The 26,687-nt window shown below is 59.7% G+C and carries 22 protein-coding genes and 1 pseudogene; 9 read left to right on the top strand and 14 right to left on the bottom strand.

Annotated elements, in window-relative coordinates:
- Window positions 1-12: 12 nt before the first annotated feature.
- Both NDJ82_RS03700 and NDJ82_RS03695 read right to left on the bottom strand, forming a co-directional pair.
- Entirely contained in the window at window positions 13-1,869 is a 1,857-nt protein-coding gene (locus NDJ82_RS03700) for an NAD(P)/FAD-dependent oxidoreductase (RefSeq protein ID WP_250924949.1), read from the bottom strand.
- 456 nt (window positions 1,870-2,325) lie between these two features.
- Window positions 2,326-2,727, bottom strand: coding sequence for a hypothetical protein (locus tag NDJ82_RS03695; protein ID WP_143522407.1), 402 nt, complete (start codon window positions 2,725-2,727; stop codon window positions 2,326-2,328).
- Window positions 2,728-3,345: 618 nt separating this feature from the next.
- Between NDJ82_RS03695 and hrpA the strand changes: the two genes are divergently transcribed.
- The 4 genes from hrpA (at window position 3,346) to NDJ82_RS03675 (ending at window position 9,456) form a co-directional block, all read left to right on the top strand.
- Window positions 3,346-7,257, top strand: a complete 3,912-nt coding sequence (gene hrpA / locus NDJ82_RS03690) for an ATP-dependent RNA helicase HrpA (RefSeq protein WP_158876948.1) — start codon at window positions 3,346-3,348, stop codon at window positions 7,255-7,257.
- 219 nt (window positions 7,258-7,476) lie between these two features.
- Complete coding sequence (locus NDJ82_RS03685) at window positions 7,477-8,598, top strand: beta-ketoacyl-ACP synthase III (protein ID WP_250924948.1); 1,122 nt, start codon at window positions 7,477-7,479, stop codon at window positions 8,596-8,598.
- A gap of 16 nt (window positions 8,599-8,614) precedes the next feature.
- On the top strand, window positions 8,615-9,229 hold the full coding sequence (locus NDJ82_RS03680) for an RNA polymerase sigma factor (RefSeq protein WP_112196420.1): 615 nt from the start codon (window positions 8,615-8,617) through the stop codon (window positions 9,227-9,229).
- The gene (locus NDJ82_RS03675) at window positions 9,223-9,456 is read left to right on the top strand and encodes an anti-sigma factor family protein (RefSeq protein ID WP_032887702.1); all 234 of its coding nucleotides are present in this window, start codon (window positions 9,223-9,225) and stop codon (window positions 9,454-9,456) included. Before NDJ82_RS03680 ends, NDJ82_RS03675 begins: the two co-directional genes overlap by 7 nt.
- A 591-nt stretch (window positions 9,457-10,047) precedes the next feature.
- On the opposite strand, the pseudogene NDJ82_RS03670 reads toward NDJ82_RS03675, so the two are convergent.
- Window positions 10,048-10,923 (bottom strand): annotated as a pseudogene (locus NDJ82_RS03670) (putative porin); the annotation flags it as partial.
- 283 nt (window positions 10,924-11,206) lie between these two features.
- On the opposite strand from NDJ82_RS03670, the gene NDJ82_RS03665 reads away from it, so the two are divergent.
- Window positions 11,207-12,331 carry a GNAT family N-acetyltransferase gene (locus tag NDJ82_RS03665; protein WP_250924947.1) on the top strand — a complete coding sequence of 375 codons (1,125 nt, stop codon included), beginning with the start codon at window positions 11,207-11,209 and terminating at the stop codon, window positions 12,329-12,331.
- 135 nt (window positions 12,332-12,466) lie between these two features.
- On the opposite strand, the gene aqpZ is transcribed toward NDJ82_RS03665, so the two are convergent.
- The 5 genes from aqpZ to NDJ82_RS03640 all read right to left on the bottom strand — a co-directional run bounded on the left by aqpZ (window position 12,467) and on the right by NDJ82_RS03640 (window position 17,531).
- A complete protein-coding gene (gene aqpZ / locus NDJ82_RS03660) occupies window positions 12,467-13,168 on the bottom strand; it encodes an aquaporin Z (RefSeq protein WP_099584032.1) in 702 nt (233 codons plus the stop codon).
- Between the two features lie 139 nt (window positions 13,169-13,307).
- On the bottom strand, window positions 13,308-15,140 hold the full coding sequence (locus NDJ82_RS03655; RefSeq protein WP_099584033.1) for an ABC transporter ATP-binding protein: 1,833 nt from the start codon (window positions 15,138-15,140) through the stop codon (window positions 13,308-13,310).
- 82 nt (window positions 15,141-15,222) lie between these two features.
- Entirely contained in the window at window positions 15,223-15,786 is a 564-nt protein-coding gene (locus NDJ82_RS03650) for a peptidylprolyl isomerase (RefSeq protein WP_078825643.1), read from the bottom strand.
- A 3-nt stretch (window positions 15,787-15,789) separates the two neighbouring features.
- Complete coding sequence (locus NDJ82_RS03645; RefSeq protein ID WP_250924946.1) at window positions 15,790-16,593, bottom strand: alpha/beta fold hydrolase; 804 nt, start codon at window positions 16,591-16,593, stop codon at window positions 15,790-15,792.
- Between the two features lie 14 nt (window positions 16,594-16,607).
- A complete protein-coding gene (locus tag NDJ82_RS03640) occupies window positions 16,608-17,531 on the bottom strand; it encodes a PA3225 family LysR-type transcriptional regulator (RefSeq protein WP_099584035.1) in 924 nt (307 codons plus the stop codon).
- A 49-nt stretch (window positions 17,532-17,580) separates the two neighbouring features.
- Here NDJ82_RS03640 and NDJ82_RS03635 point away from each other — a divergent pair, with 49 nt between their 5' ends.
- The 4 genes from NDJ82_RS03635 to NDJ82_RS03620 all read left to right on the top strand — a co-directional run bounded on the left by NDJ82_RS03635 (window position 17,581) and on the right by NDJ82_RS03620 (window position 20,221).
- Complete coding sequence (locus tag NDJ82_RS03635; RefSeq protein WP_099584036.1) at window positions 17,581-17,895, top strand: 3-phosphoglycerate kinase; 315 nt, start codon at window positions 17,581-17,583, stop codon at window positions 17,893-17,895.
- A 151-nt stretch (window positions 17,896-18,046) separates the two neighbouring features.
- Window positions 18,047-18,649, top strand: a complete 603-nt coding sequence (locus NDJ82_RS03630) for an FMN-dependent NADH-azoreductase (RefSeq protein ID WP_099584037.1) — start codon at window positions 18,047-18,049, stop codon at window positions 18,647-18,649.
- A 211-nt stretch (window positions 18,650-18,860) separates the two neighbouring features.
- The gene (locus tag NDJ82_RS03625) at window positions 18,861-19,736 is read left to right on the top strand and encodes a carboxylate/amino acid/amine transporter (RefSeq protein ID WP_099584038.1); all 876 of its coding nucleotides are present in this window, start codon (window positions 18,861-18,863) and stop codon (window positions 19,734-19,736) included.
- A gap of 68 nt (window positions 19,737-19,804) precedes the next feature.
- Window positions 19,805-20,221 carry an Lrp/AsnC family transcriptional regulator gene (locus NDJ82_RS03620; protein ID WP_099584039.1) on the top strand — a complete coding sequence of 139 codons (417 nt, stop codon included), beginning with the start codon at window positions 19,805-19,807 and terminating at the stop codon, window positions 20,219-20,221.
- Here the strand turns inward: NDJ82_RS03620 and NDJ82_RS03615 are convergent.
- The 6 genes from NDJ82_RS03615 to NDJ82_RS03590 form a co-directional block, all read right to left on the bottom strand.
- Complete coding sequence (locus tag NDJ82_RS03615; protein ID WP_099584040.1) at window positions 20,218-20,895, bottom strand: phenylalanine--tRNA ligase beta subunit-related protein; 678 nt, start codon at window positions 20,893-20,895, stop codon at window positions 20,218-20,220. The genes NDJ82_RS03620 and NDJ82_RS03615 overlap by 4 nt on opposite strands.
- A gap of 4 nt (window positions 20,896-20,899) precedes the next feature.
- The gene (locus tag NDJ82_RS03610; RefSeq protein ID WP_250924945.1) at window positions 20,900-22,117 is read right to left on the bottom strand and encodes an ATP-grasp domain-containing protein; all 1,218 of its coding nucleotides are present in this window, start codon (window positions 22,115-22,117) and stop codon (window positions 20,900-20,902) included.
- A 12-nt stretch (window positions 22,118-22,129) separates the two neighbouring features.
- Window positions 22,130-23,311, bottom strand: a complete 1,182-nt coding sequence (locus NDJ82_RS03605) for an MFS transporter (protein WP_158876934.1) — start codon at window positions 23,309-23,311, stop codon at window positions 22,130-22,132.
- A gap of 5 nt (window positions 23,312-23,316) precedes the next feature.
- Window positions 23,317-23,634 carry a Rieske 2Fe-2S domain-containing protein gene (locus tag NDJ82_RS03600; RefSeq protein WP_099584043.1) on the bottom strand — a complete coding sequence of 106 codons (318 nt, stop codon included), beginning with the start codon at window positions 23,632-23,634 and terminating at the stop codon, window positions 23,317-23,319.
- Window positions 23,635-23,646: 12 nt separating this feature from the next.
- Window positions 23,647-24,870 (bottom strand): iron-containing redox enzyme family protein, encoded by a 1,224-nt coding sequence (locus tag NDJ82_RS03595; protein WP_250924944.1) that lies wholly within the window; start codon window positions 24,868-24,870, stop codon window positions 23,647-23,649.
- Between the two features lie 387 nt (window positions 24,871-25,257).
- Complete coding sequence (locus NDJ82_RS03590; RefSeq protein ID WP_250924943.1) at window positions 25,258-26,544, bottom strand: mechanosensitive ion channel family protein; 1,287 nt, start codon at window positions 26,542-26,544, stop codon at window positions 25,258-25,260.
- Window positions 26,545-26,687 lie beyond the last annotated feature (143 nt).

Below are 26,687 nucleotides of genomic sequence, written 5' to 3'. Positions count from 1 at the left end.
CAGAAAACCGGCTTATTGGAGCGCCCACTGGCGGCTGAGCGGGGTGTTTTCGGCGCCGTCGTCCAGGGCTTGCAGGTACGCTTCATAACCTTTCCTGACGGATGCAGGCATGCCGACGACTGGCGTATGCACCGGCGTCGTGCCTTCCGACTTTGCCTTGGCGATGAATGCATCGCTGCCAAGATGGCGCAGATTGATGACCTCATCAATGAAGCGGCCCGCTCTGGCATTGTCGATGTTGGGGTACCGGTCTGCGATACCTGCGCGCAGCATGGTGCGGTCGTCGGTGGTGTAATTGTTTTCGCCGTTGGCTACGTAAGCGGGAATCAGGCCTGATAGGGCGGCTGTAGAGCCTTTCACCGTGCCCAACTGAGGGGAAACGACCACGGAAGGCACTTGGTTCGAGACCTGGTTCTCTACTTCGCCAACGACGCCGCGAACACCTTTTTTCGTGCTCTGTTGCTGGAAATACTCGCGGGCCGCCAGATAGTCCGACACGTGGTTGCTTAAAACCTGCAGGGCTGACGCGTGCGCGGTCTGGGCCGGCCAGGCCTGTAACTGCGCCGTGATGGCAGGACTCTCTGCGCCTTGCATGATCAGGCGCGATAACTCTTCACCGGCCTCTCCTGGTAGTTTTTCCAGCTGCTGTAAAATACGATCAGCCGCATGATCCTGGTAGCTGTGCTGAACATTGGCGGCCAACTGCGCCACGGCGGCACCGACAATCAACAGGCCGCTGCTGCTGTTGCTGCCCCGGGTTTGCAGGCCCAGGACAGTCTTGAAAGGCTGGTCGCCATAGACTTGATCGTAGTCGTAGACGGGTTCGAGCTGATGCCGCAGATCGCCGAGTATGGCGCCGCTGCTTCCCGGCTTGTCGATGTCCTGGCCAAGGGCATAGACGTAGTAGTCGGCATCCAGAACGCTATGAGGGGCCTGCGGGTCGCTGCCGGGCTTGCTATAGCTCAATTGTAAAGGCGCGCCATCAGGGCTCGGGTTCGGACGGATATCGAGCGCGTCCACGCAGACCAGATTGTCCTGGGCCACTTGCGGCGCAAATTTCAGTTGATGGCCATCCAGTAGGACCGGCTTGGTACTGCGGATCAGCCAATTGACCTTTGCTCCCAGCTCTTTCGCACGCTCCACGGCATCAATGCCCGCGTTGGGGCCGTGCACCACCACATGTTTGCCTGCGAATTTTTCGGGGGTGCGGTCGGTGGCCCGCATGAACTCATCCAAGTCCATGACTTTGCCCTGCAAGGCCTCCTGCTTATGCAGACGAATATTACCCAAGCGTTTTTCTGCCTGGGTCTGCGTGCAATCGGTGTTCAACAGGCTTGTATGCGGACCCGCTCCCATGCCCAATACCACTTGGCGGCTTTCTATGGCCTGGCCGTTGCCTAAGCTGATCCGGTAGAGGCCATTTTTCAAGCGGCTTATACCGGTTATCTGCTCCGGCACATGTTCCGCGCCTAACGCTTTCACGCGTTCCAGTTGCAACTGGTTACTTGCTGAAAATTCGCCCCGGTCGGCATAACCCGCATTGTAAGCAGGTACCGTTGAGCCCCATTGGTCGATAATTTCATGTTGATGGTTGATGTAGCCGAGACCGCGAACATTGGCCGACCAGGGATCTTCCTGGCCGATGATGCTGACTTTTCCCAGCAAGGGATTAGTGCGGCCGTCTGAGGAAACCCGCTGGTTTAATTCATTGATCAGGTAGGCGACGCTGCTGCCCACGCCCACAACTGTCAGATCACGCACCCGGTGAGGGTTCAGTGGGGCGTCGGTGTTGCCAAGGGCTTGGGCGCCTATCGGCCTGTGTGACTGCTGCAAGGGTTGGGAAGCATACAAATTTTTTCCAAGAAGCATCGGGATAATCCTATTTTGAAAGGCCTCATCCGCAGGCGTAAGTACTCATCCTTGGTGCTGGGAATCACAGGGGGGCGAGGATCAACGCCCCATTAAAGCGATTTCTCCCGGAACAGCCGTAAGGATTGCTCTGAGTGAATTGAGGACTCTGCCGTCTTCCGACGTAAGAAAGTTCATCGCTGTGTCAGCTGGCGGTGAGCTTACCGAACACCTAAATTAAGGGCGGGGGTATCCGCCTGTTTTTAAGCGTACGCGATAGCCCTTAAATGCGAAGACGGGATGCCAGGCCGCTTATGTTGAAAGGCCTGTAGGACGTGATCCGCGCCGGTAAGATCATCGATGTATTGTCTTGCCGGCGCAGGTGGGGCGGAGTTTCTTGAAACGCTAACTCATCGTGTATCAGTAGTTTAAAGGGCAGTCATTTACACGTTGACGCAAGTACTGGTCGACGTTGGTTTACCGCTTACCATCTACTATGCTTTTTAATACAATGTCACTCCAATTGCTCGCTCGGTTCCTGTCTGTCTCGTTGGGGGCCTTGCTCTGCGCGTTCGAAGTTTCCTTGTACAAGTCCTTCATGGAATCTTTATAGGATTGATCGATATTTTTGGTCGAGCCGCCCTTGCTTTCCAGTTCTAGTTTTCTTTGTAACAAGCCTATAGGCCTATCCAGGGAGCTTTGCTTGATGCTAGACGTAGGGAAGTCTGTGGGAAGCTTCTTAAGCGTCTCGATTGTTTTCCATGAGCTAGAAGAAGCCGATGCACCCTGTGGTGCTTGTTCTGGAGTGCGTTGGTGCTTTTCCGCAAAGGAATGACCATAACCACCCACGCGAGAAGAAGACATACGATCTATAGGCATAAAAACTCCGATTGGTAATGTTGGAGCGCGCTAAAAAATAGGCACTGCTAAAAATGAGTTGGCCCGTTCAGCGGCAGTATCAAAGACCGCTCATAAAGTTCATTCCCCGATTGGTCTGGCTCGTCGTGTGGTAGTTCGAGATCCGAGCGGCCGTCAAATTAGTTGCAGGCGCCGATGACGTCCGGTCGTTCGAAGTCGACGAGGACTTTTGCGTATAGGGTGGAGGGAATTCGTATTGCGGCGGCGGCAGCGATTCGCTTGAGCGTGGTTGCGCCCTCATGGCATCTGTGTAGCTCGGAAGTCTTGGTGTGGAAGTGGAGGAATCGATGGGCATATAACGCTCCGAGTTCAAGGTGGAATATTCTGACTGTCCAGATGAATCTGGACGGTGTATTTGAACTGCACATACCTAACCCAATACATCGGACTTCAGCTTTTAAAGAGTCGGAAAGGAGGCCTGCTTTTTGTAGGAGCAGTCGTTGTGATTCGGTTGCCAGCGCCGCTACCCGATGATGCAACGTCTCCAGTCGTGTCGAAATCTGCGACAATCGCTTCCATTCCATCGACTCATGCTGCGCAGGCCTCACCTGCCTCACCCAAAAGACCCTTGCCGCCCTGATGACTGACCAAGCGCCCGCTATCGACCAACTGCTCAAGAACCTCGATCACGCCATGCTCGCCGACCGCCACCGCTTGCGGCGGCAGTTACTTGAGCTGCGCAAAAAGCCCGACGAGGAAAAACTGGCGCAGTGGGTCACGCGCATGCAGGCGTCCTGCGCCCAGGTCACGGCGCGGCGCGCCAGCCTGCCGGTGATTCGCTACGACGACAGCCTGCCGATTGCCGCCAAGCGCGACGAGATCAAAGACGCGCTGAACAAGCATCAGGTACTGATCATTGCCGGCGAAACCGGCTCGGGTAAAACCACCCAGTTGCCGAAGATCTGCCTGGAAATCGGCCGCGGCCAGTACGGTTTGATCGGCCACACTCAACCGCGCCGGATCGCGGCGCGCAGCGTGGCCAGTCGGGTTGCCGAAGAACTGGCCACGCCTTTGGGTGCGTTGGTCGGTTATCAGGTGCGGTTTGAAGACCAGAGCGATTCCAACACCCTGATCAAGCTGATGACCGACGGCATCCTGCTGGCGGAAACCCAGAACGACCGTTACCTGGAACGCTACGACACGATCATCGTCGACGAAGCCCACGAACGCAGCCTGAACATCGACTTCCTGCTCGGTTACCTGAAAACCCTGCTGCCACGTCGCCCCGACCTCAAAGTCATCATCACCTCGGCGACCATCGACCTGGAGCGCTTTTCCAAGCACTTCGACGATGCGCCGATTGTCGAGGTCTCGGGCCGCACGTTCCCGGTGGACACCTGGTACCGCCCGCTGACCCTGGAGCAGGACGAAGAGGGCAACCGCGTCGAGGACGACCTGACCGTCGACCAGGCGATCCTCGCCACCCTTGATGAAATCGCCGCCTACGAGCGCAGCGAACGGCGCAGCCCCGGCGATGTACTGGTGTTTTTGCCGGGTGAGCGCGAGATCCGCGACGCCGCCGAGATGCTGCGCAAGGCCCAGCTCAAGCACACCGAAATCCTGCCGCTGTACGCGCGCCTGTCGCCGGCCGAGCAACAACGGATTTTCCAGTCCCATCCGGGCCGGCGGGTGGTGCTGGCGACCAACGTCGCGGAAACCTCGCTGACCGTGCCGGGCATTCGTTATGTGATCGACAGCGGCACCGCGCGCATCAGCCGCTACAGCTACCGCGCCAAGGTGCAGCGCCTGCCGATCGAGGCTATTTCCCAGGCCAGTGCCAACCAGCGTAAAGGCCGGTGCGGGCGAGTTGAGCCGGGCATCTGCATCCGGCTGTTCAGCGAAGAGGACTTTATCGGGCGCCCGGAGTTTACCGATCCGGAAATCCTGCGCACCAACCTCGCCGCCGTGATCCTGCAGATGCTGCACCTGCGCCTGGGTGAAATCACCGACTTCCCGTTTATCGAGCCGCCGGACGGCAAGGCGATCAGCGACGGCTTCAATCTGCTGCAAGAGTTGTCGGCAGTGGACCGCAACAGTCAACTGACGCCCTTGGGCCGCCAGTTGGCGCGTCTGCCGGTGGACCCGCGCATGGGCCGCATGTTGCTGGAGGCCGCCAAACTTGGCAGCTTGCAGGAAGTGCTCATCGTCGCCAGCGCCATGTCGATCCAGGATCCGCGTGAGCGCCCGCCGGAGCGCCAACAGGCCGCCGACCAGGCCCATGCCCAGTGGAAAGATCCGGACTCGGACTTCGCCGGGCTGGTCAATCTGTGGCGCGGCTTTGAAGAACAGCGCCAGGAACTGACCGCCAGCCCGCTGCGCAATTGGTGCCGCAAGAACTTCCTCAACTACCTGCGCCTGCGCGAGTGGCGCGATTCCCATCGCCAGTTGAGCCTGATCTGTCGCGACATGCAGCTGACGATCAACAAAGAACCGGCGGATTTCCCGAAACTGCACAAAGCGGTGCTCTCCGGCCTGCTCAGCCAGATTGGCCAGAAGACCGAAGACGGCGATTACCTGGGGGCGCGCCAGCGGCGCTTCTGGATTCACCCGTCATCGGGCATCGGCAAGAAGCGTCCGCAATGGCTGATGACGGCCGAGCTGGTGGAAACCACCAAACTGTATGCGCGCATGGTCGCCAAGATCGACGCTGATTGGATCGAGCCGCTGGCCGGGCACCTGATCAAGAAAAATCACTTCGAACCGCATTGGGAGAAAAAGCGCGGCCAAGTGGTGGCGTTTGAGCAGATCACCCTGTTCGGGCTGATTGTGGTCGGGCGCCGGCCGGTGCATTACGGGCCGATTGACCCGGTGGTGTCCCGCGAGCTGTTTATCCGCGAGGGCCTGGTGCGCGGTGAGATCCAGTCCCGGGCCAAGTGCCTCACCGCCAACCAGCAACTGCTGGAACAACTCGACGAACTGGAGGCCAAGGCGCGCCGCCGCGACATCCTGGCCGACGAAGAAACCCTGTACGCCTTCTACGACGCGCGCCTGCCAGCAGAGATCCACCAGACCGCGACCTTCGACAGTTGGTACAAGGTCAACAGCCAGAAAGACCCGCAGTTGCTGATCATGCGCGAAGAAGACGTGCTCGCCCGCGAGGCCAGTGAAGTCACTGCCACCCATTACCCGGACACCCTGCACCTGGGCGACCTGGAACTGGCCCTGAGTTATCACTTCGAACCCAACCACCCGCGTGATGGCGTGACCCTGCGCGTACCCGCGCCGCTGCTACCGGCCTTGCCGCCGGAGCGCCTGGAATGGCTGGTGCCGGGGGTGATCGAAGCCAAGTGCATCGCCCTGGTGCGCAACCTGCCGAAGGCGCTGCGCAAGAACTTCGTGCCGGTGCCGGACTTCGTCAAGGCCGCGCTGCAACGCATCGAATTTGGCCAGGGCTCGCTGCCCCAGGCGCTGGGGCGCGAACTGTTGCGCATGACGGGCGCGCGGGTCAGCGATGAGGCATGGGCCGAGTCGGCGCAACAGGTGGAGAACCACCTGAAGATGAACCTGGAAGTGGTCGACGGCCAAGGCAAGTTCCTCGGCGAAGGTCGCGACCTGGCCGAGCTGACCGCACGTTTTGCCGAAGCTAGCCAGGCTGCGTTGGCCGTGCCGCAAACAGCGAAAAGCCAGCAGCCGGTGGAAGCCAAGGTGTTCGCCGCCGTGGCCGAGAAGACCCAACAGAAGATCGCCGGGCTGTCGATGACGGTGTATCCGGCGCTGGTGGAAGAAAACGGTACGGTCAAGGAAGGCCGTTTCTCTACCGCCGCCGAGGCTGAGTTCCAGCATCGCCGCGCTTTGCAGCGCCTGCTGATGCAGCAACTGGCGGAACCGGCGAAATTCCTGCGCGGCAAGTTACCCGGTCTCACCGAGTTGGGGCTGATGTACCGCGAATTGGGGCGGATCGACGCGCTGGTGGAAGACATCCTGCTGGCCAGCCTCGACACCTGCGTGCTGGAAGGCGAAGCCAGCTTGCCGCGTGATGGCGCAGGCTTGGCCGCCTTGGCCGAACGCAAGCGCGGCAGTTGGACCGAGCACGCCGAACGCCAGGCGCGCTTGACCTTGGAAGTACTGAAGCTCTGGCATGGCTTGCAAAAACGCTTCAAAGGCAAGATCGACCTGGCCCAGGCGGTGGCCTTGAATGACATCAAGCAGCAATTGAGTAACCTGGTGTATCCGGGTTTTGTACGGGAAACCCCGGCGCAGTGGTTCAAGGAACTGCCGCGTTACCTCAAGGCCATCGAGTTGCGTCTTGAAAAACTGCCGAGCCAGGTGCAAAAAGACCGGGTGTGGAGCGGCGAGCTGAGTGGGCTATGGGCGCAGTACCAGAACCGCCTGAACAAACACGCCCAGGAAGGCAAGCGCGATCCTCAACTGGAGCTCTACCGCTGGTGGCTGGAGGAGTATCGGGTGTCGTTGTTTGCCCAGCAGTTGGGCACCAAGGTGCCGATTTCCGACAAGCGCCTGAGTAAGCAGTGGACGCTGGTCGAGGCCTGATTCCTGTCCCACATTTAAGCGGTGTTTGTCTGGAAGTGGCGCCAAATCCCTGGGTTTGTGGCAAACTTCGCGCCCATAAATGCCGGGATTGTCGCGAAGTACTGCGACGCGATGGAATAAAGCGATGCCAGTTTGATGTCCGCTGGACGGAATAAAACTACTTAAAGTTTGGTACGACGGTACCAATATCTTCTGCCTGACAGATTTAGAGGAACGACCGTGCATAACGTCGTCATCAGCGGCACTGGCCTTTACACCCCTGCCAACAGCATCTCCAACGAAGAGCTGGTGCAGTCTTTCAATACCTACGTGCAGCAGTTCAACGCTGACAACGCCGCTGCCATCGAGCGCGGCGAGGTGCAGGCGCTGACTGAGTCCAGCGCGGCCTTTATCGAAAAGGCGTCCGGCATCAAGAGCCGCTTCGTGATGGACAAAGACGGCATTCTCGACCCGCAGCGCATGGCCCCACGCCTGCCTGAGCGCAGCAACGACGAATGGTCGGTGCTCTGCCAGATGGCCGTCGGCGCCGCTGAACAAGCCTTGAAGCGCGCCGGCAGGACCGCCGCCGACATCGACGGCGTGATCGTCGCCTGCTCCAACCTGCAGCGCGCCTACCCGGCCATCGCCATCGAAGTCCAGGAAGCCCTCGGTATCGCAGGCTTTGGTTTCGACATGAACGTGGCGTGCTCTTCAGCCACCTTCGGCATCCAGAACGCCGCCAACAGCATCCAACTGGGCCAGGCGCGGGCGATCCTGATGGTCAACCCGGAGGTCTGCACCGGCCACCTGAACTTCCGCGACCGCGACAGCCACTTCATCTTCGGTGATGCCGCGACGGCTGTGGTCCTGGAGCGTGCCGACCTGGCAACGTCCGAGCACCAGTTCGACGTGGTCAGCACCAAGCTGTTGACCAAGTTCTCCAACACCATCCGCAATAACTTCGGCTTCCTCAACCGTGCGGCAGAAGAGGGCATTGGCGCCCCCGACAAATTGTTCGTGCAGGAAGGCCGCAAAGTCTTTCGCGACGTGTGCCCGATGGTGGCCGAACTGATCGGCGTGCACCTGGAAGAAAACCAGTTGAACGTGGCCGATGTGAAACGCTTCTGGCTGCACCAGGCCAACCTGAGCATGAACCACCTGATCGTGAAGAAACTGCTCGGCCGCGAAGCCAAGGTGGAAGAAGCCCCGGTGATCCTCGATACTTACGCCAATACCAGCTCCGCAGGCTCGGTGATCGCGTTTCACACGTACCAGGATGATCTGCCCAAGGGCTCCGTCGCGGTACTCAGTTCGTTTGGCGCGGGCTATTCGATCGGCAGCGTGATCCTGCGCAAGCGCTAAGACAATCGAGGTCTAAATGGCAGCAGCGGACGACACGCACCTGCTTGAACGGCTGCTCAAGGGCGAGCAACAGGCCTATAAGGAGTTGGTCACCACCTACCAGAGCGCCATGCGCGCGGTGGCCTATGCAATCGTCGGCCAGCGCCATGCCGATGAGGTGGTGCAGGACGCCTGGCTGTCGGTGGTCCGCAACGTCGCCAGGTTTGAAGGGCGCTCCAGCCTCAAGACCTGGCTACTGACCATCACCGCCAACGCCGCCAAGGGGCGCTACAAGCAAAATCGTCGCGAGGTGTTGCTCGACGATTTGCCTTCGCCCCACGGCACCATCGGCGATGAGCGCTTTACCCCCGACGACGGCCACTGGGCGGTCGCCCCGTTTGCCTGGCATCAGGACACCCCGGAAGCCTTGCTGACCGAGGATGAGCTGCGCGAATGCCTGGAGCATACGTTGCTGAGTTTGTCGCAGTTGCAAAGCAGCGTGCTGGTGTTGCGTGAACGCCAGGGCCTGGAGTTGGAAGAGATTTGTAATCTCCTGACACTCTCTCTGTCCAATGTTCGTGTGCTGTTGCATCGAGCGCGGCTTAAAGTCTTCGCCACGGTGGAGCATTTTGAGGAAACGGGCGAATGTTGACCTGTAAAGAACAAGTGGCACGTTCCAGTGACTATCTCGATGGGCAATTGACCTTTCGCGAGCGCTTGCTGGTGCGTCATCACTTGATGTTCTGCCCGAACTGCCGCCGGTTTATCCGTCAGATGCGCCTGATGCAGGCGACGCTGAAGATCATGCCGGATGAGCCGGTGAAGGATGTGGATGCCTTGGCGCAGCGGCTGGCTGCCGAGCGGCTCAAGGATCAATAAAGGCGGGGTGGAAGCAGGCTCGCGTGGCTGGATCGAACGGATGATGGGGACCGATCTCGCCACGCAAGGCTGTTGCAGCCACCTCGGGCCGTCCTGGCCCAAGGTGTATTACACGTACTATCAGAACTTGGCTTCTGCATCCAACTGCAGGGTATTGGCGTTGGCATCGCGGTAACCCGCGACGCTGGCGTAATCCGCCTTGGTCAGGAAGTACGTCGCGCCGATGGCGAAGTTCTTGTCGATGTCGTAACCGACCTTGAACTTGTGACCCCGTGCACCGGTGAAGCCGCCGGCGAAGTCCGAGTCGGTGAGGGCACCGACCACTGCGTAGCGCTGTACGTCGCGGTAGTTGTAGTCCAGGTTCAGGCCAAATACCTTGGACTTGGCACCCAACAGCCAGGCGGTGTCCTGGTCTTTATCCGTGGCTTTGGTGTTTTGCACGTACTGGCCGTAGAACGATAGCGGTACGGCCAGGCCGCCGATATCCACTTGGCTGAAGCCTTCGTACAGACGGTACTCGCTGGCATTGCCTGCGGTGGTGTTGGCGACCGTTTCGGCTGGGGTCAGGCAAGCGGTCGAACCAGCGGTCGGGCAGCGGCTGTCTTCGTCATTCTGGAACGCATACACACTGCCGCCCAGGGTCAGCTTCAGGTTGTCGGTCAGGGCGAAACGCGAGCCCAACTGGCCTGCGGTCATGCGCAGGTCATTGCGAAATTGCACGCCGTCGCCATTGACGTTGTCTTTGAGGTTGTAGTTACCCAGGCTGCCGAACAGCTCGGCGCTGCTCCCCAATGGGTATTTGTAGGTCAGGGCCAGGCCTTCCGGGTTGATATCGCTATCCCAGATCACGTCGCCCATGCTCACCCACGGTTGCAGCATCTTGCCGCCGATCACGTGCAGGTTTTTGATCTGGTCCGGGTGGTAGTCGATGTAGCCCAGGTCCAGCCAGATCGACTTCTTGTTGAAGTAGCCATCCAGGTCCTGGTTGGTGGAGCGGGCGTCGTCGCTGCTGCCGGTCGCAATACGGATGCCGGTGTCCACTTGTGGGTTGATTTCGGTGTAGGCGCCCAGACGCGCACGGATGCGCTCACGGTCCTTGTCCTTGCCGCCATTGTTAGGGGTGCCATCAATCTTGACGGTCTCGTGGCGGAAACGCACATCACCCTTGAACTGAGTCTTGGCGGCCCACGCCAGCTTCTGGTCGAAGCTGCTCAGCTCGTTGGTTTTCTTCGCGGTGGCCGCGATCTGTTCGTTGGTCTCTTGTTGAGCTTGCCGGGCGATCTGCTGTTCTTTCTGGTCTTTGGCCAACTCGCTTTGCAATTCGGTGTACTGCGAAGCGGTGATCTGGCCGTTGGCCTTGAGCATGTCGAGCAATTTAGCGTCGACTGCAGCGCTGGCCGGAACGCTCAGGGCCAGTAACAGGCCGCCGCACAGGGCCGCCGCAGTTTTAGTGGAAGCAAGACGCATATCAATCTCCGAAAGTGAGGAGGGATGGCAAACCATCCAGGACACAACCGACCGATGACGGACGGAAAAATAGCCACCTGGTAGAACCAGGCGCTCTAAAAACAGGCGTCAGTATCGCGATGGTTTATGACGCAACAGTGGCTAAGTGATGTCATCTAGATGACAAATGCGTGGGGATCGGAACTATTGCTTTAGAGCCTTGTCGGGCGATTTGAGGGTGTGCTGGGGGCGGCGATAAGCGATACTCGCGAGGCTTTTACGCCCTGATGCAGTGAGGATGCCGATGCCGTTGCAACGCCTGCAAAGCTTGTCCGAAATAGCCCCGCAGACCTGGGACGCCTTGGTGCCGCAGGCCCAACCGTTCGTGCGGCATGCGTTCCTGAGCGCGCTGGAGGACAGTGGCAGCGTCGGCCCGCACTCGGGCTGGCAGCCTGAGCATTTGCTGCACTGGGAAGGTGATCGGCTGGTGGCGGCACTGCCCGGTTATCGCAAGTGGCATTCCTACGGCGAGTACGTGTTCGATCACGGTTGGGCCGATGCCTGCGAGCGGGCGGGTATCGAGTATTACCCCAAGTTGCTGACGGCCGTACCGTTCAGCCCGGTCAGCGGCCCGCGCCTGTTGGCGGCCAATGCCGAAGACGGTTTTGAATTGCTCAACAGCCTGCCGGGCTACCTGGAAATCGAAGGGCTCTCCAGTGCGCATATCAACTTCACCGACACCTTGGCCGACGAGGCCTTGGCCCGGCAACCGGGCTGGATGCAACGGCTGGGCTGCCAGTTTCATTGGCAGAACCGTGGCTACCGCGACTTCCAGGACTTCCTCGACGCCCTGAGTTCACGCAAGCGCAAGCAGATGCGCAAAGAGCGTGAGCAAGTGGCGGGGCAGGGCATCGATTTCGAATGGCTGCAAGGCCATGAACTGAGCGAAGCACAGTGGGATTTCGTCTACGCCTGCTACGCCAATACCTACGCAGTACGCCGCCAATCACCCTACTTGACCCGCGCGTTTTTCAGCCTGCTGGCCGAACGCATGCCCGAGGCGATCCGCGTCGTGCTGGCCAAGCAAGGCACGCGGCCGGTGGCCATGGCGTTCAGCCTGATCGGTGGCGACAGCTTCTACGGTCGCTACTGGGGTTGCCTGGCGGAATTCGACCGCCTGCATTTCGAAACCTGTTTCTACCAGGGCATGGACTACGCCATCGCCCAAGGCCTGCAACGTTTCGACGCCGGCGCGCAGGGCGAGCATAAGTTGATTCGCGGGTTTGAGCCGGTGATCACTCGTTCCTGGCACTACTTGCGCCATCCGGGGCTGAAGAATGCCGTGGAGGATTTCCTGGAACGTGAGCGGGTTGGGATCCTGGCGTACGCCGAAGAGGCAAGGGCAGCGCTGCCGTATCGACAAGCCTGAACAGCGCCTGATGGGCAACCGCAAGTTTCGGGCCGTAGCAGCTGTCGAGCGCAAGCGAGGCTGCGTTTACGGTTTGCCTGACACACCGCAACGCAGCCTCGCTTGCGCTCGACAGCTGCTACGACTCGGTACGTTTCAGGCCGGGTCCTCCTGGCCCACCCATCGATAGACAAAACCGCCCACCACCGCACCGAGGATCGGCGCGAGCCAGAACATCCACAGTTGCTGGATCGCCCACCCGCCCACGATCAGCGCCGGGCCGGTACTGCGGGCCGGGTTGACCGAGGTGTTGGTCACGGGAATGGAGATCAGGTGGATCAGGGTGAGCGCCAGTCCGATGGCGATGGGGGCGAGGCCCTTCGGGGCGCGGTGATCGGTGGCGCCGAGGATGATCAGCACGAACATGGCCGTCATCACCAGTTCGCAGACCAACCCCGCCGCCATCGAATAACCCCCCGGCGAATGCTCGCCATAGCCGTTGGAGGCCAACCCGCCGGCCAGTTCAAAGCCCGGCTTGCCGCTGGCGATGAAGTACAACAAGGCGGCCGCGACGACGCCACCGATGACCTGAGCCACGATGTACGCCGGCAACTCCTTGGCGGGAAACCTCCCACCGACCACCAACCCCACCGATACCGCCGGGTTGAGATGGCAACCGCTGATATGCCCGATGGCAAACGCCATGGTCAGCACCGTGAGCCCGAACGCCAGGGACACGCCCAACAACCCGATCCCGACAGCAGGAAACGCGGCGGCCAACACCGCACTCCCGCAACCGCCCAACACCAGCCAAAACGTACCCAGCCCCTCTGTGACTGAACGCTTGAACAAAGACATGCCGCACGTCCTTGATAGATCGCTCTACCGAATCCGTAAATCAGTGATGCTCCCTGCAGATTTACTTCAGCGCCCGTCTGGGCACTGCACTGAGTACAGCAGGGTTTTTACACAAATCCAGGCGACCAATGTGGGGCCCTCAGTCGATGCCGACGAACCCCCCTGTCTGGTGCTGCCACAACCGCGCATACAGGCCCTTATGGGCCAGCAACTCGGCATGGCTGCCGCTTTCGGCAATCTGGCCTTTCTCCAGCACCACCAGGCGATCCATCCGCGCAATCGTCGATAACCGGTGGGCGATCGCGATCACCGTCTTGCCCTTCATCAGGGTTTCCAGGCTTTCCTGGATTGCGGCTTCCACTTCCGAATCCAGGGCCGAAGTCGCCTCGTCCATGATCAGGATCGGCGCATCCTTGAGCAGCACGCGGGCGATGGCGATACGCTGACGCTGACCACCGGAGAGTTTCACTCCGCGTTCGCCCACGTGGGCGTCCAGCCCGGTACGGCCTTCGGCGTCCGACAGCAGCGGGATGAACTCATCGGCGCGGGCCTTGTGGATGGCGGCCCAGAGTTCTTCGTCGGTGGCGTCGGGCTTGCCGTAGAGCAGGTTGTCACGAATCGAGCGGTGCAACAGCGAGGTGTCCTGGGTGATCATGCCGATCTGTGCGCGCAGGGATTCCTGAGCCACTTCGGCGATGTCCTGGCCGTCGATCAGGATACGCCCGCCCTGCAGGTCGTACAGGCGCAGCAGCAGGTTGACGAGGGTCGACTTGCCTGCACCGGACGGGCCGATCAAGCCGATCTTTTCACCGGCCTTGATCTCAAGGTTCAGGCCGCCAATGATCCCGCTCTGTTTACCGTAGTGAAAATCCACCTGTTCAAAGCGTACTTCGCCACGGGGCACTGTCAGGCGTGGGGCGTTGGCGCGGTCGATCACCGCCAATGGTTGCGCGATCGTCTTGAGACCGTCCTGCACCATGCCGATGTTTTCGAAAATCCCGTTGACCACCCACATGATCCAGCCGGACATGTTGACGATGCGGATCACCAGACCGGTGGCCAGTGCAATCGCGCCCACGGAAATCAGCGAATGGGTCCACAACCACAAGGCCAGGCCCGTGGTAGTGACAATCAGCAGACCGTTCATGGTGGTGATCACGATGTCCATGCTGGTCACCACGCGGCTGGCCAGTTGGGTTTTTTCGGTCTGCTCGATGATCGCTTCCTTGGCGTACTCCTGTTCGGACTGGGTATGGGCGAACAGCTTCAAGGTGGTGATGTTGGTATAGCCGTCGACGATGCGGCCCATGAGTTTGGAGCGCGCCTCGGAGGAAATCACCGAGCGCTCCTTCACCCGTGGCACGAAGTAGCGCAGCGCCAGGCTGTAGGCGATGATCCAGGTCACCAGCGGGATCATCAGGCGCCAGTCGGCTTCGGCGAACAGCACCAGCGAGCTGATGGCGTAGATCGCCACGTGCCAGATGGCATCCACCGCCGCCACGGCGGAGTCGCGCAGGGAGTTGCCGGTCTGCATGATGCGCTGGGCGATGCGCCCGGCGAAGTCGTTCTGGAAGAAATTCAGGCTCTGTTTGAGCACGTAGCTGTGGTTCTGCCAGCGGATCAGGCTGGTCATGCCGGGGCTGATGGTCTGGTGCACCAGCAGGTCGTGCAGGGCGCCGAAGATCGGGCGCAGCAGCAGCGCGACCACGGCCATCCAGATCAACTCGGTGCTGTGCACCTGGAAGAAGTCGGCGGGTGGCGTGCCTTGGGCCAGGTCGATGATGCGGCTCAGGTAGCTGAACAGCGCGACTTCGATCAACGCGCCGATCAGGCCCACCACCAGCAGCGCGGCAAAGTGCGGCCACACCTGGCGCAGGTAGTAGAGGTAGAAGGGCAGGACTTTATCGGGAGGGGCTTCGCTGGGCGCGTCGCGGAAAATATCGATCAGTTGTTCAAAACGACGATAGAGCATTAGGGTTGACGCCCGCCGGGCGGGCTCTCCTTTCAAATGCGCACGCGGCCTTATGGGCCGCATGCGGAGTTTCCTGCAGACCTCAGTCGATGCGCTTGGCCGACTTGATCAGGACAGGATCGATTGGCACGTTCTGCATGCCCTGCTTGGTGGTGGTCTGGGAGTTGACGATGATGTCGACCACGTCCATGCCCTTGACCACTTTGGCGAACACGGCGTAGCCGGCATCGCGACCTGGATCGAGGAAGGCATTGTCAGCCACGTTGATAAAGAACTGGCTGGTGGCCGAGTCCGGGTTCGAGGTGCGGGCCATCGACAGCGTGCCGCGTACGTTATGCAGGCCGTTGCTGGCTTCGTTCTTGATCGGTGCTTCGGTCGGCTTTTGCGACATCTGCTGGGTGAACCCGCCGCCCTGGACCATAAAGCCCGGGATCACACGGTGGAAAATCGTGTTGGTGTAGAAGCCCTTGTCGACATAGGCCAGGAAGTTCTTGGTACTGATCGGCGCCTTGACCGGGTCCAGTTCGATTTCAATGTCGCCGTTGGTGGTGGAGATCAGTACGTGAGGCGCCTTGGCGGGTTCAGCCGCCATCAGGTTGGCAGCGAACAGAACGGAACCGGCAAAGAAGGCGATTTTTTTCAGCATGGGTCAGTGATCCTGGGTAGTGGTTTCGACTGTCTTTAGAAAATCGAGCAGGGTGGCGTTAAAGACTTCGGGTTGATCCAAAGGCGTGGCATGGCGGGAATCCTCGATCACCACCAGTCGCGCATCGGGTAGCAGTTTTACATAGTTTTCCTTGTGCGCCACGGGGGTGTAGTCGTGGGCGGCGCTGATGACCAGGGTTGGACAGGCAATCCGCGAAAGTCGTTCCTGCACGCCCCAGCCCACAATCGCATCGAAGCTGGCGAGATAAGCACGTTTGTCGTTTTTTGCCCAGCGTTCGGCCATCTTGCGGCGCAGGTCGGCCTGCTCGGGCTTGGGGAACAGTCGGTCGCCCAGGCCCTTGCCGATGGTGGCCAGGCTGAGCACGCGGGCGAGGGTCCAACGCTGGGCCCACCACCAGTATTCATGGGGGCGGCGCACCTTGACCTCGGGTGCGCTGTTGACGATACAGAGGCTCCTGACCCGGTCGGGCTCGTCCACCGCCAGTTGGAAGGCGATCATGCCGCCCATGGACAGGCCCACCACATGGGCGGGCGGCAGGCTCAGGTGTTCGAACAGTGCCACCAGGTCATGGGTGAAACCCTGGATGCTGTAGCGCTCGCGGGGTTTGTCGGAGCGACCATGCCCGCGTACGTCCACCACGATCAGGCGGTAGTGCCTGGCCAGTACCGGAATCTGCAATTCCCAATCCTGGCTGCTGGAGCCCAGGCCATGGATCAGTACCAGCGGTGTGCCGTGGCCGTATTCCTCGTAGTGCAGGCTGCAGCCTTCGTGGTCGAACCAGGCCATGGATGAACTCCGTTTCAGGCTTGTTGGGGGGCGGCGAAAGGCGCATCCAGGGGCGCCGTGTCAAACGTGCGCAGTAACTCCACAAGGATCTGCGTTGCCGGCCCCAGGGGTTTGTCCTTGTTCGAGTACAGGTAAAACGTGGGGTGGCGGCTGCCGCCCTGTTCCAAGGGTAGCTGCTTGAGCACGCCTTCGGCGAGTTCGCGCACGATCATGTGCCGCGGCAACCACGCAAAGCCCAGGCCGCTGCCGACGAAGGCTGCGGCGGTGGCCAGGCTGCCGACAGTCCAGCGCTGTTCGGCGCCGAGCCAGCCCACATCGCGAGGCTGCTGGCGACCGGAGTCGCGGATCACCACTTGCATCTGGCTTTCCAGGTCCTGGAAGCTCAGTTCACGGTTCATGCGGTGCAAGGGGTGTTCGGGGTGGGCCACGGCGACGAATTCCACGTCGCTCATTTCCGTGCCGAGGTAACCGGGGATGCTGAAGCCGCAAATCGCCAGGTCGGCCACGCCTTCCATCAGCAGTTCCTCGACGCCGGACAACACCTCTTCGCGCAGGCGCACGCGGCAGCCACGGCTCTGCGGCATAAAGGCGGTGAGGGCGCGGACCAGGCGCGCGTTGGGGTAGGCAGCGTCCACCACCAGCCGCACTTCGGCTTCCCAGCCCTGTTCCATATGGTGGGCGAGGTCTTCCAGCTGGCTGGCGTTTTTCACCAGTTGCCGCGAGCGGCGCAACAGCACTTCACCGGCATCGGTGAGCACGGCCTTGCGCCCGTCGATGCGCAGCAACGGTACGCCCAGTTGGTCTTGCATGCGGGCCACGGTGTAGCTCACCGAGGATTGCGAACGGTGCAGGGCTTCGGCCGCCTGGGCGAAGCCGCCATGGTCGACCACGGCTTGCAGCGTGCGCCATTGATCGAGGGTAACGCGGGGCGCTTTCAAGATGGGTTCCTCTTGTCCTAAGCTGGCAGTCCTTATTGGAGACTGCCGAATGAGAAAATTCTGTTGTGTGTTGCTGGCGCTGCTGCCGATGAGCGCGTTTGCCTACCCCACCGACGTCACCAAAAAGATTGACGGTGTCAGCATTGATTACACGGCGACTGACGTCGACAAGGACATCAGTTCGATTCAGCTCAATAACTACGGCACCACTGATGCGGTGTGTTCAGTAATCTTCACCAACGGCCCGGAGTCGCCACGTCGGCGCACGGTCACCGTGCCTGCGGGCAAAAGCACCAACACTACGGTCAAGTTCAACCGCGCCATTATCAAGATGCGTATCGCATTGACCTGCGCGCCTAAATAAAGCGGCAGCGGAGCATGTCCACAGGAATACTCCGCTTATCAACAGATTTCTAGATGGGTTATAGCAGTTTTTTGCGCTTTTTAATCGAATGAGCCCTGGTTAATCTTTTCTCCATCGACTTACAGCAATTACAGATGGAGCCTACGAAGCCATGTCCAACGTTCTGATCATCGAAAGCAGTGCCCGCCAGCAGGACTCTATCTCCCGCCTATTGACCCAGCAGTTCATCAGTCAATGGCAAGCCGCCCACCCGGCGGACCGGATCACCGTGCGTGACGTGGCCCTCAACCCGGTTCCGCACCTGGACGCCAACCTCCTGGGCGGCTGGATGAAGCCTGCTGATCAGCGCAACGACAGCGAGCAGGTATCCCTCGATCGCTCCAACGAACTGACCGACGAATTGCTGGCCGCCGACGTGCTGGTGATGGCTGCGCCGATGTACAACTTCGCCATCCCCAGCACCCTCAAGGCCTGGCTGGATCACGTGTTGCGCGCTGGTGTGACCTTCAAGTACACCCCCACCGGGCCTCAGGGTCTGTTGACCGGTAAGCGTGCTATCGTCCTGACCGCACGCGGCGGCATCCACAGCGGCGCCAGCTCCGATCACCAGGAACCGTACCTGCGCCAGGTGATGGCCTTTATCGGGATTCATGACGTCACTTTCATTCACGCGGAAGGAGTGAACCTGAGCGGTGACTTCCATGAAAAGGGCGTCAACCACGCCAAGGCCCAGTTGGTACAGCTCGTGGCATGAGCCGCTTGATCCTTTAATCGTCAGATAATCGCGCGGTGTTTATATCGCTCCACGCAAACCCTTCAAGTACGCGTACGAACCTCCCTTTGCACTTGTTGCTCCTAAGTGCTCCTGCCCGACTGACGCTTTAGCGAGGTCGGGTTTTTTTTGCCCTGAGTTTCTTCAAACCCTGAAAACCTTTAATGTCGCGCCCATTCGAAGCGAGGCGTACATGGGCTATCTACTGGTTGTCACCCTGATTCAGGCATTTTCCTTCAGTTTGATCGGCGAATACCTCGCCGGTCATGTCGACAGTTACTTCGCGGTGCTGGTGCGCGTCGTGCTGGCCGGTCTGGTATTTATCCCGCTGACCCGCTGGCGCTCGGTAGAACCGGCCTTCATGCGGGGCATGCTGGTGATCGGCGCGTTGCAGTTTGGCGTGACCTACGTGTGCCTGTACCTGAGCTTTCGCGTGCTGACGGTGCCGGAGGTATTGCTGTTCACCATCCTCACGCCGTTGCATGTGACCTTGATCGAAGACGCGCTCAACCGGCGCTTCAACCCTTGGGCACTGGTTGCCGCCCTGGTGGCAGTGGCGGGCGCTGCGGTGATCCGTTTCGACCAGATCACCCCGCACTTCCTGATGGGCTTTTTGCTGCTGCAACTTGCCAACTTCACCTATGCCGCCGGGCAGGTGATGTACAAGCATCTGGTGGCGCGTTATCCGAGTGACCTGCCGCACTACCGGCGCTTCGGTTACTTCTACCTCGGCGCGCTGCTGGTGGTGTTGCCGGCGTTCCTGCTGTTCGCCAAGGCCGACTTCCTGCCACAGGCGCCACTGCAATGGGGTGTGCTGGTGTTCCTCGGGCTGGTCAGCACGGCGCTGGGCATGTACTGGTGGAACAAGGGCGCGTGCCTGGTGCATGGCGGCACGCTGGCGGTGATGAACAACCTGCACGTGCCGGTAGGGTTGTTGCTGAACCTGCTGATCTGGAACCAGCACGAGCCGCTCGGTCGTTTGGCGTTGGGCGGGTTGGTGATTCTGGGGGCGGTGTGGATCAGTCGATTGGGCATAAAACCCGTGCCTGGCGTAAAGTCTGCGACGTGATGGCCCCAAGGCATGCGTGAGCGGCTATGAAAGTCTGTTATAGAAAAGAACGGTGTGGGGGCGGCAGAGTGGACAAGATTGATGAACTGATCATTGCAGCCTTGAAGGATGACTCCCGGGTCAGCCTGGCGCAATTGGCGCGGCAAGTTCACAAGTCGCGAACGGCGGTGGAGTCGCGTGTCCAGAAGTTGATTGAGAAGGGCATCATCCTGGGCTTCACCATCAACGTCGCCGAGGACGACGAGACGCTGCAATCGGCGTTTTTGATGCTGACCCTCAATGGCAGCAATTGCCATCTGGTGTTTCCGAAGATCCAGCAGTTCAGCCAAGTGGTGCACGCCTACTCCCTGTTTGGCGACGTCGACATGATGCTCGATGTCCGCTACAGGAACTTTGAAGAATTGATGGTCTTCAAGGAAAGCCTGTTGAACATCGAGCATGTGAAGGAAGTCGTGGTCAACCCCGTGCTGAAGGCCTGGCGCTAGGCATGATCGCGAACGGTTTCAAGAAAGTGATGGCTCAGGTTCGGCATTTTCTGACGAAGCGTGTCCACCAGTTCTTCGATGACGCCCTGGTTGAATTGAAGCGATGTGTCGTCATGCCCCAGGATCACCACCAATAACCTCGACGAGTCCTTCGTCAGGCGGAAATCATGGGCATCGGCGTCCACCTTGCCGATGCTCGCCAACGGCACATCCCCACACGTATAGACGATATCGCCCACGGGAATCGTGATGGCCTTCTTGGCGAACAGCGGGCGTAGCACCCTCGGTTTTTCCGAGCGCATCACGTAGATGTCGTCCTTCTGATGATAGGTATGCACACCAATGCTGACCCCATGGCGGATCGAAACGGCGTTATAGGCGTCGACGATGTTGTTGATGGGGTACACGCCCTTGGCGATGAAGCGGCGCAGCAGTTTTTCGTTGGCGCTGACGGTGTTTTCGTAGCCGAGCTTTTTGAGCTGCCTGGCAAACCCTTCATACACGATGTTCGAGTCCAGCTCATTGAGGCGCGATGCCACGTGGTTCAGGTTACTTTGCAACACGCCGACGAAACACTGGTCGTCCGAAACGGTGATGTCTTCGATAACGGCGGCGCACGCATTATTGATACCCAGCTCACAGGCCGATTTCTTGATGATCAAGCGACTTTGCATAACCTTAGCCCCACAGTTGTTTGCGCAGGTTCGCCGTACTGGCGTCCAGTTGCAGCGCCGAAGGGCTCTGTAGCCAGAACAGCCCCGGACAGGTGGCGAAGTCAATCGTGACCGGCGTGGTATGGCCGGCTGCGATGAAGTACCGGTGGCCGCAATAGGCCTCGTCCGCCTGGGCACTCTGGAGGGCCTGGGTTGAGGGCGGGGCAAAAGTGCGGCGTGCGTCGGAGCAAAAGAAACCGATCCGGCCATGGCTGATCTCGCTGACTTCATCGACCTCGGGGCGCGGCTGGCCGAGGTAGCTGTCGATCGATAGCGACAGCAGGTCGGGCAGATATACCTGTTGGAACAACAGGGGCGCGATGCCGCCGTGCAAGCGGCCACCGGCCTCAATCATCACCGGGCCAGCGTCAGACCAGATGATTTCCATGTGAATCGGCCCGACCCGCACGCCGAGAGCCGCCGCTGCCTGGCGGGCATAATCGGTCAGCGGCTTGAGCTCAACAGCCTGGGGATCAAGGGTGTCCAGGCTTTCGTAGACAAACATGCTGCCGTTCTTCTGGACCTTGGTGTACTTGCAGACGCTGGCAATGATGTACGTGCCGCCAAAGGCGACCATGTCCACCACGTACTCCGGCCCTGCGATAAACGACTGCACGATAAAACCGAGGTTGACCTCGCCCAGGTCGTTTTTCTTCCGCCAGGCCGCGTTTCTCAAGGCCGTCTCTGCTTCGCCTTTGCCTTGGGCAAACACCACGCCTTCAGTGGCGGCCGAATTCAGCGGCTTGACCACATAAGTGGCCGACTCCTCCAGCTTGGCCACGACTTCGCCAATGCGATTCTGCGAGCTCAACAGGTACGAGTCGATGTGTGCCAACTCGTGCTCTTTCAACGCCTCTTGCATGGAGAATTTGTTACGGCGCAGGTCGCTGGTGATACGGCTGTTACCGGAAATTTCGAGCAGCTCCGTCAGGTAGTCCGTGAGGTAGATCGCGGTTTCGCAACCGGCGATCACCGCGCTCAGTGACAAGTCTTCCAGGGTGGTCAGCAGGCTTTCTTCCCAGTGATACACCTCATGGAAATTCTCGGCGACCAGGTCGTTGGTGAAGTGTTCAGGCAAGTCGCGTGTGGAGATCACGGCGATGCAGCGTACGCCCTGCGCGTTGAGCAAGGGTGCATAGAGTTTGCCCGTGGAGAATGGGTCAACAATCAGTACGGTTTTCACGTCGTGCAATCCTTATTCCGTGGTGGCGGCAGGCGAGGCGGCGGGGGTCAGGTTCCATGCCAGTACGGCAGTGGCCAGCAGGCCGGCGGAAACGATCATCAACAGGCGTGCGCCTTCGAGTCCGAGGAACCCCGAGGTGGTAAAGAACGTCAGGATCATTGGCGCCGAGCCACTGACCAGCAGGTAGTAGAGCGAGCTTTTTGCGGCGATCACGTCGGCTACCCGGGCGTTGGGCGCCGATTCGATCAGGGTTTTACGCAGCTGGATCCGCAGGCTGTTGATGCAGAAGCCCAGCAGGAACGCAGCGGCCATCATCACGTAGAGGTGCTGGAAGTAGACGATTGCCACGTCCGCCAATATCACCAGCGCGATGGCCCCGTAGCTGTTGAGCTTGATGCGCGGCAACACGGCGGCACTGAAAGCCCCCAGGCCCGCCAGGCCACTGGCGACGCCAAACAGGGTCGCGTTCCAATCATTGAGCTTTTGGAAAACGATCGGCACCAGGCTGTTGAACGCGCCGATATGGAAACCGATCATGCTCAGCACAATGATCAGAATGTAGAGGTTGCGCGGCAAGTCCAGCGGCGCGGCGCTGGTGGCGGCTGCGGTCTGGTCGGCGGCTCCGGCGCTGGGGCTGTCGGCCACAAGGTAGACGCCGGCCAGTGACACAATTGCCGCCAGGCTGATGATCTGCAGCGTCTGGTTGACCGAGAACACATCCACGATCAAGCCGCCGAGGAGCGCGCCGCCGAAGGCGCCGATCTGGATGGAGGTTTGCATCAACCGTGCGCAGGTGTCGCTGTCGGTGAGGCCGGCCAGCACCAGCTTGGTGTTTTTCGATTCCAGGGTGCTGATGGTGAAGTAGTCGGTGACGCCCACCACAAACGCGATCGCCAGAAAGCCGATCGGCAGCATGGCGGCTTGGGTAAACGACAGCCCCAGTACGGCGGCAAAAGCAGCCAGGCGAATGTACAGCAGCCGTTTCAGGCTCAGCTCAATCGTGAAGAACTTGCCGATGTACTGTTCGCATAAATAGGGCACGACGGTCGCCACGCACAAGGTGGCGCCTACCAGGAATGTCGAGCCGGTGGTCTCCAGGCCGAACCAGACCATCGCGATCACAATGGCCATGTCGAGGCCGGTGAAGAGGGTCACGATTGAATAGAACGCGGTCAATGTCGATTTAGTCTTCATGGGCTTCATCCGTCGTAACGGGAGAGTTTAAGCAGCGGCACGCACCGTTCGGTGTCGCCGACCACGGTGCTGATCTGGTTTCTGACGCGCACGGTGGGCAGCGCCTTCTTTTCCAGGTTGCAGACCTTGTAGGCGTTGTCGTGCCAGGGGCAGATCACGCTTTGGCCGTCGCCCGTCATTTCGCCCATGTGCAGCGGCCCGCCACGATGGGGGCACGCCGTGGGCAGCAATTGCGTCGAATACGCATGACGCTTCAGAAAGTAAGTTCTGTCCTCCACGGCCACGTAATGGGCGTGGGTGATATTCAGGCTGATGGCTTTCATTGGGTGGCCCATTCAGATGGCGGTGACGGTGTACGTGCAGGACGGGCTGACGATGCGCGTGCCATGGAGCATTCCCTTGGGAATCACCACGCCTTCGCCGGCAGTCAGGCGCAGGGTCAGTTCGGGGCTGGCGACAAACTCCAACTCGCCGGATTCGACCCAGAACAGCTCGTCATTGGGGTGGGTGTGCAGCACCGAGAGTTCGTGTTCCGCTTCGGTGATTGTCAGGTCCACCGGCTTGAGACCCTGCAGGGCCGCGGCCTTGGCGCGGTGTTCATCCATCTCGTCATGCCATTTGATATGGGCATACATTTCTTCGTCGGCGAGGTCCTGAAGGAGCTTGAACTCTTCAAAGCCACGGATGAGGTCGGGGATGATCTTGGTGCCGAACTGCTTGATCATGGGAATGATCAGGCGCTGGAGGGCCATTCTGCCGTGGTGCACATCGATGTGAGCATGCTCATCGAAATAGGCCGTGGAGACCTGGCCGTCGAAGAGGGTCTTGATCGCGCGTGACTGGTGCTTGGTCGTCAGCGCCAGCGTGGCTTCGGTGTAGTACATGGCGCCGATGTACCGAAACAGCTCGCCATGGTTGGCCGATACATAGTGGAAATAGTTGGTGAGTGACAGCGACGCCGGCGTGTAGAACTGCCAGTAGTGGTGCACGTGATGCGACATGTCCATGTCCTGGAGCATGTCTTCAAAGATGGTGCTGTGCTTCTTCTTGTCGACGCCGTAGCCGTATTCGTCGATCAGGATCTTGAACAACTCGCTGGTGTACAGGCCGCAGTTGCCCAACACGTTGCGCGCCATGGCCGAGGCTTCGCTGAGGAAGTCTCCCGCGCATTGGGTCATGAAAAACCGGGCGGCACGCTGGGGGTGGCGACTGGTGGTGAGTACCTCATGCAGTTTTGACTCGGCCTGGGCCACGTCATCCAGGACTTTATCGGTGTGGGCGATAAACGAGTCCAGGCACCAAGGGCCATTGATGTGCACTTCTTCCTTGAGCCAGTTGTATAAGTAGTGTTCCAGTAAGGGGCGGATTTTTTTGCCACTGGCGGCGTGCTGGGGATCATAGAACTGTTTGAATGCCTTGAAGTCGAGTTCCAAGGGCGGCTTGGGTAAGAAGACTAAGTCTTGCTCGTAGATATTCAATAACAAGCGTTGCGCCAACAGATGTTGACTGTTTGAAAGTTGGTCGCTGGTCAGGCTGGTGGTGATGATTGCATCGGTCACGTCCTGCGGCCTGGAAGGGCGCTGGTAGGGACTTTGGGTATAAAAGTCGCGAGGTTGAGCAAAGGCAGCAGCGCCACAATAGTGGGTCAACGCTTCGGCATTCGAAGTTAATACAAAGTCTGCCGCATTATCAGAAAGCTGAGTTGTCCATAACATGAGGATGGCCTTTATCTGGCGTTGTTTGATGGCCAGATGCTAAGGCGTTGGTTTTTTTTAAAACAGATTAGAAATAGTGCGCGCAAGTAGTGAAATTCACTAAAGGCGTAGGAAGAAATTTCCTTTATTGGTCCTGTCAGTTGATTATTCGGCGGCAGCGGCTACACATAGTTGCCGGCTTTACCGGGATACTGGTCCGGCGAGGCGCTCATTTGCGCCTCGCCGGTTTCACTACTGCGGGGCTGGTGAGACCTGGGAGGTGGGCGTCAGTGCCAGTATCCCGTTACGTAGATCGGTGCCACTAGGCTGCTGATACAGGCTCAGTCCAAATTCCGGCAACACCGCCAACAGGTAATCGAAGATGTCGCCCTGGATCCGCTCGTAATCCGCCCACGCCGTGGTGCGGGTAAAGCAGTAGATCTCCAGCGGCACGCCTTGGGCGGTGGTTTGCATCTGGCGCACCATGCACGTCATGTTCGGCTGGATGTCCGGATGGCTTTTCAGGTAGGCCAGGGCATAGGCACGGAAGGTGCCGAGGTTGGTCATGCGGCGGCGGTTGGCCAGCAGTTGCGCGCTATGGCCCTGGGCTTCGTTCCAGGCCTTGAGTTCGGCCTGCTTGCGGCCGATGTAGTCGGTGAGCAGGTGCACCTGAGTCATGCGCACCTCTTCGTCATCGCGCAGGAAGCGCACGCCGCTGGCGTCGATGAACAGGCTGCGCTTGATCCGACGCCCACCGGAAGCCTGCATGCCGCGCCAGTTCTTGAACGACTCGGACATCAGGCGCCAGGTAGGAATCGAGACGATGGTCTTGTCGAAGTTTTGCACCTTGACCGTGTGCAGGGTGATATCCACCACGTCGCCGTCGGCGCCGACCTGGGGCATTTCGATCCAGTCACCAACCCGCAACATGTCGTTGCTGGTGAGTTGCACACTGGCGACGAACGACAGCAGCGTGTCCTTGTACACCAACAGGATGACCGCCGACATCGCACCCAGGCCCGACAGCAGCAACAGCGGCGAACGGTCGATCAAGGTAGCGACGATGATGATCGCGCCGAACACGAACAGCACCATCTTCGCCAACTGTACGTAACCCTTGATCGAGCGGGTGCGCGCATGTTCGGTGCGGGCGTAGATGTCCAGCAGGGCGTTGAGCAGGGCGCTCATGGCCAGGACCAGGAACAGGATGGAGATGGCCAGTGCCACGTTGCCGATAAACAGGATCGCGGTTTTGCTCAGGGCCGGCACCAGGTACAGGCCGAACTGGATCACCAGGGATGGCGTCATCTGCGCCAGGCGATGGAAGACTTTGTTGTGCCGCAGGTCATTGAGCCACTGCAGCGCCGGTTGGCGGCCGAGCAATTTGACGGCGTGCAGGATGAGGTATCGCGCTATCCGTCCCAGCAGCAGGGCGACCACCAGCAACACCAGGAAACCGAGGCTGGCATGCAGCAACGGGTGTTCGTCGAGGGCGCCCCAGAGGTCTTGGACGTTGAGCCAGAGCTGTTTGATATCCATGGGTGAAACCGATTCCTCTGTAAGACAAGACGGGGCGATTAGAGCATCTAAGTGCGACAAAGTTGGCGTCACGGACAAAAGCCCTAACAAAAAAGCAGCTGATTAGCGCCGTTCGCGTAAAGAAACTCGGTTTGGGCGCCCGA

The sequence above is a fragment of the Pseudomonas sp. SR18 genome (assembly GCF_023701505.1).
In the GTDB taxonomy this organism is placed as follows: Bacteria; Pseudomonadota; Gammaproteobacteria; order Pseudomonadales; family Pseudomonadaceae; genus Aquipseudomonas; species Aquipseudomonas cyclaminis.
This window is presented reverse-complemented; position numbering and strand designations above follow the sequence as displayed.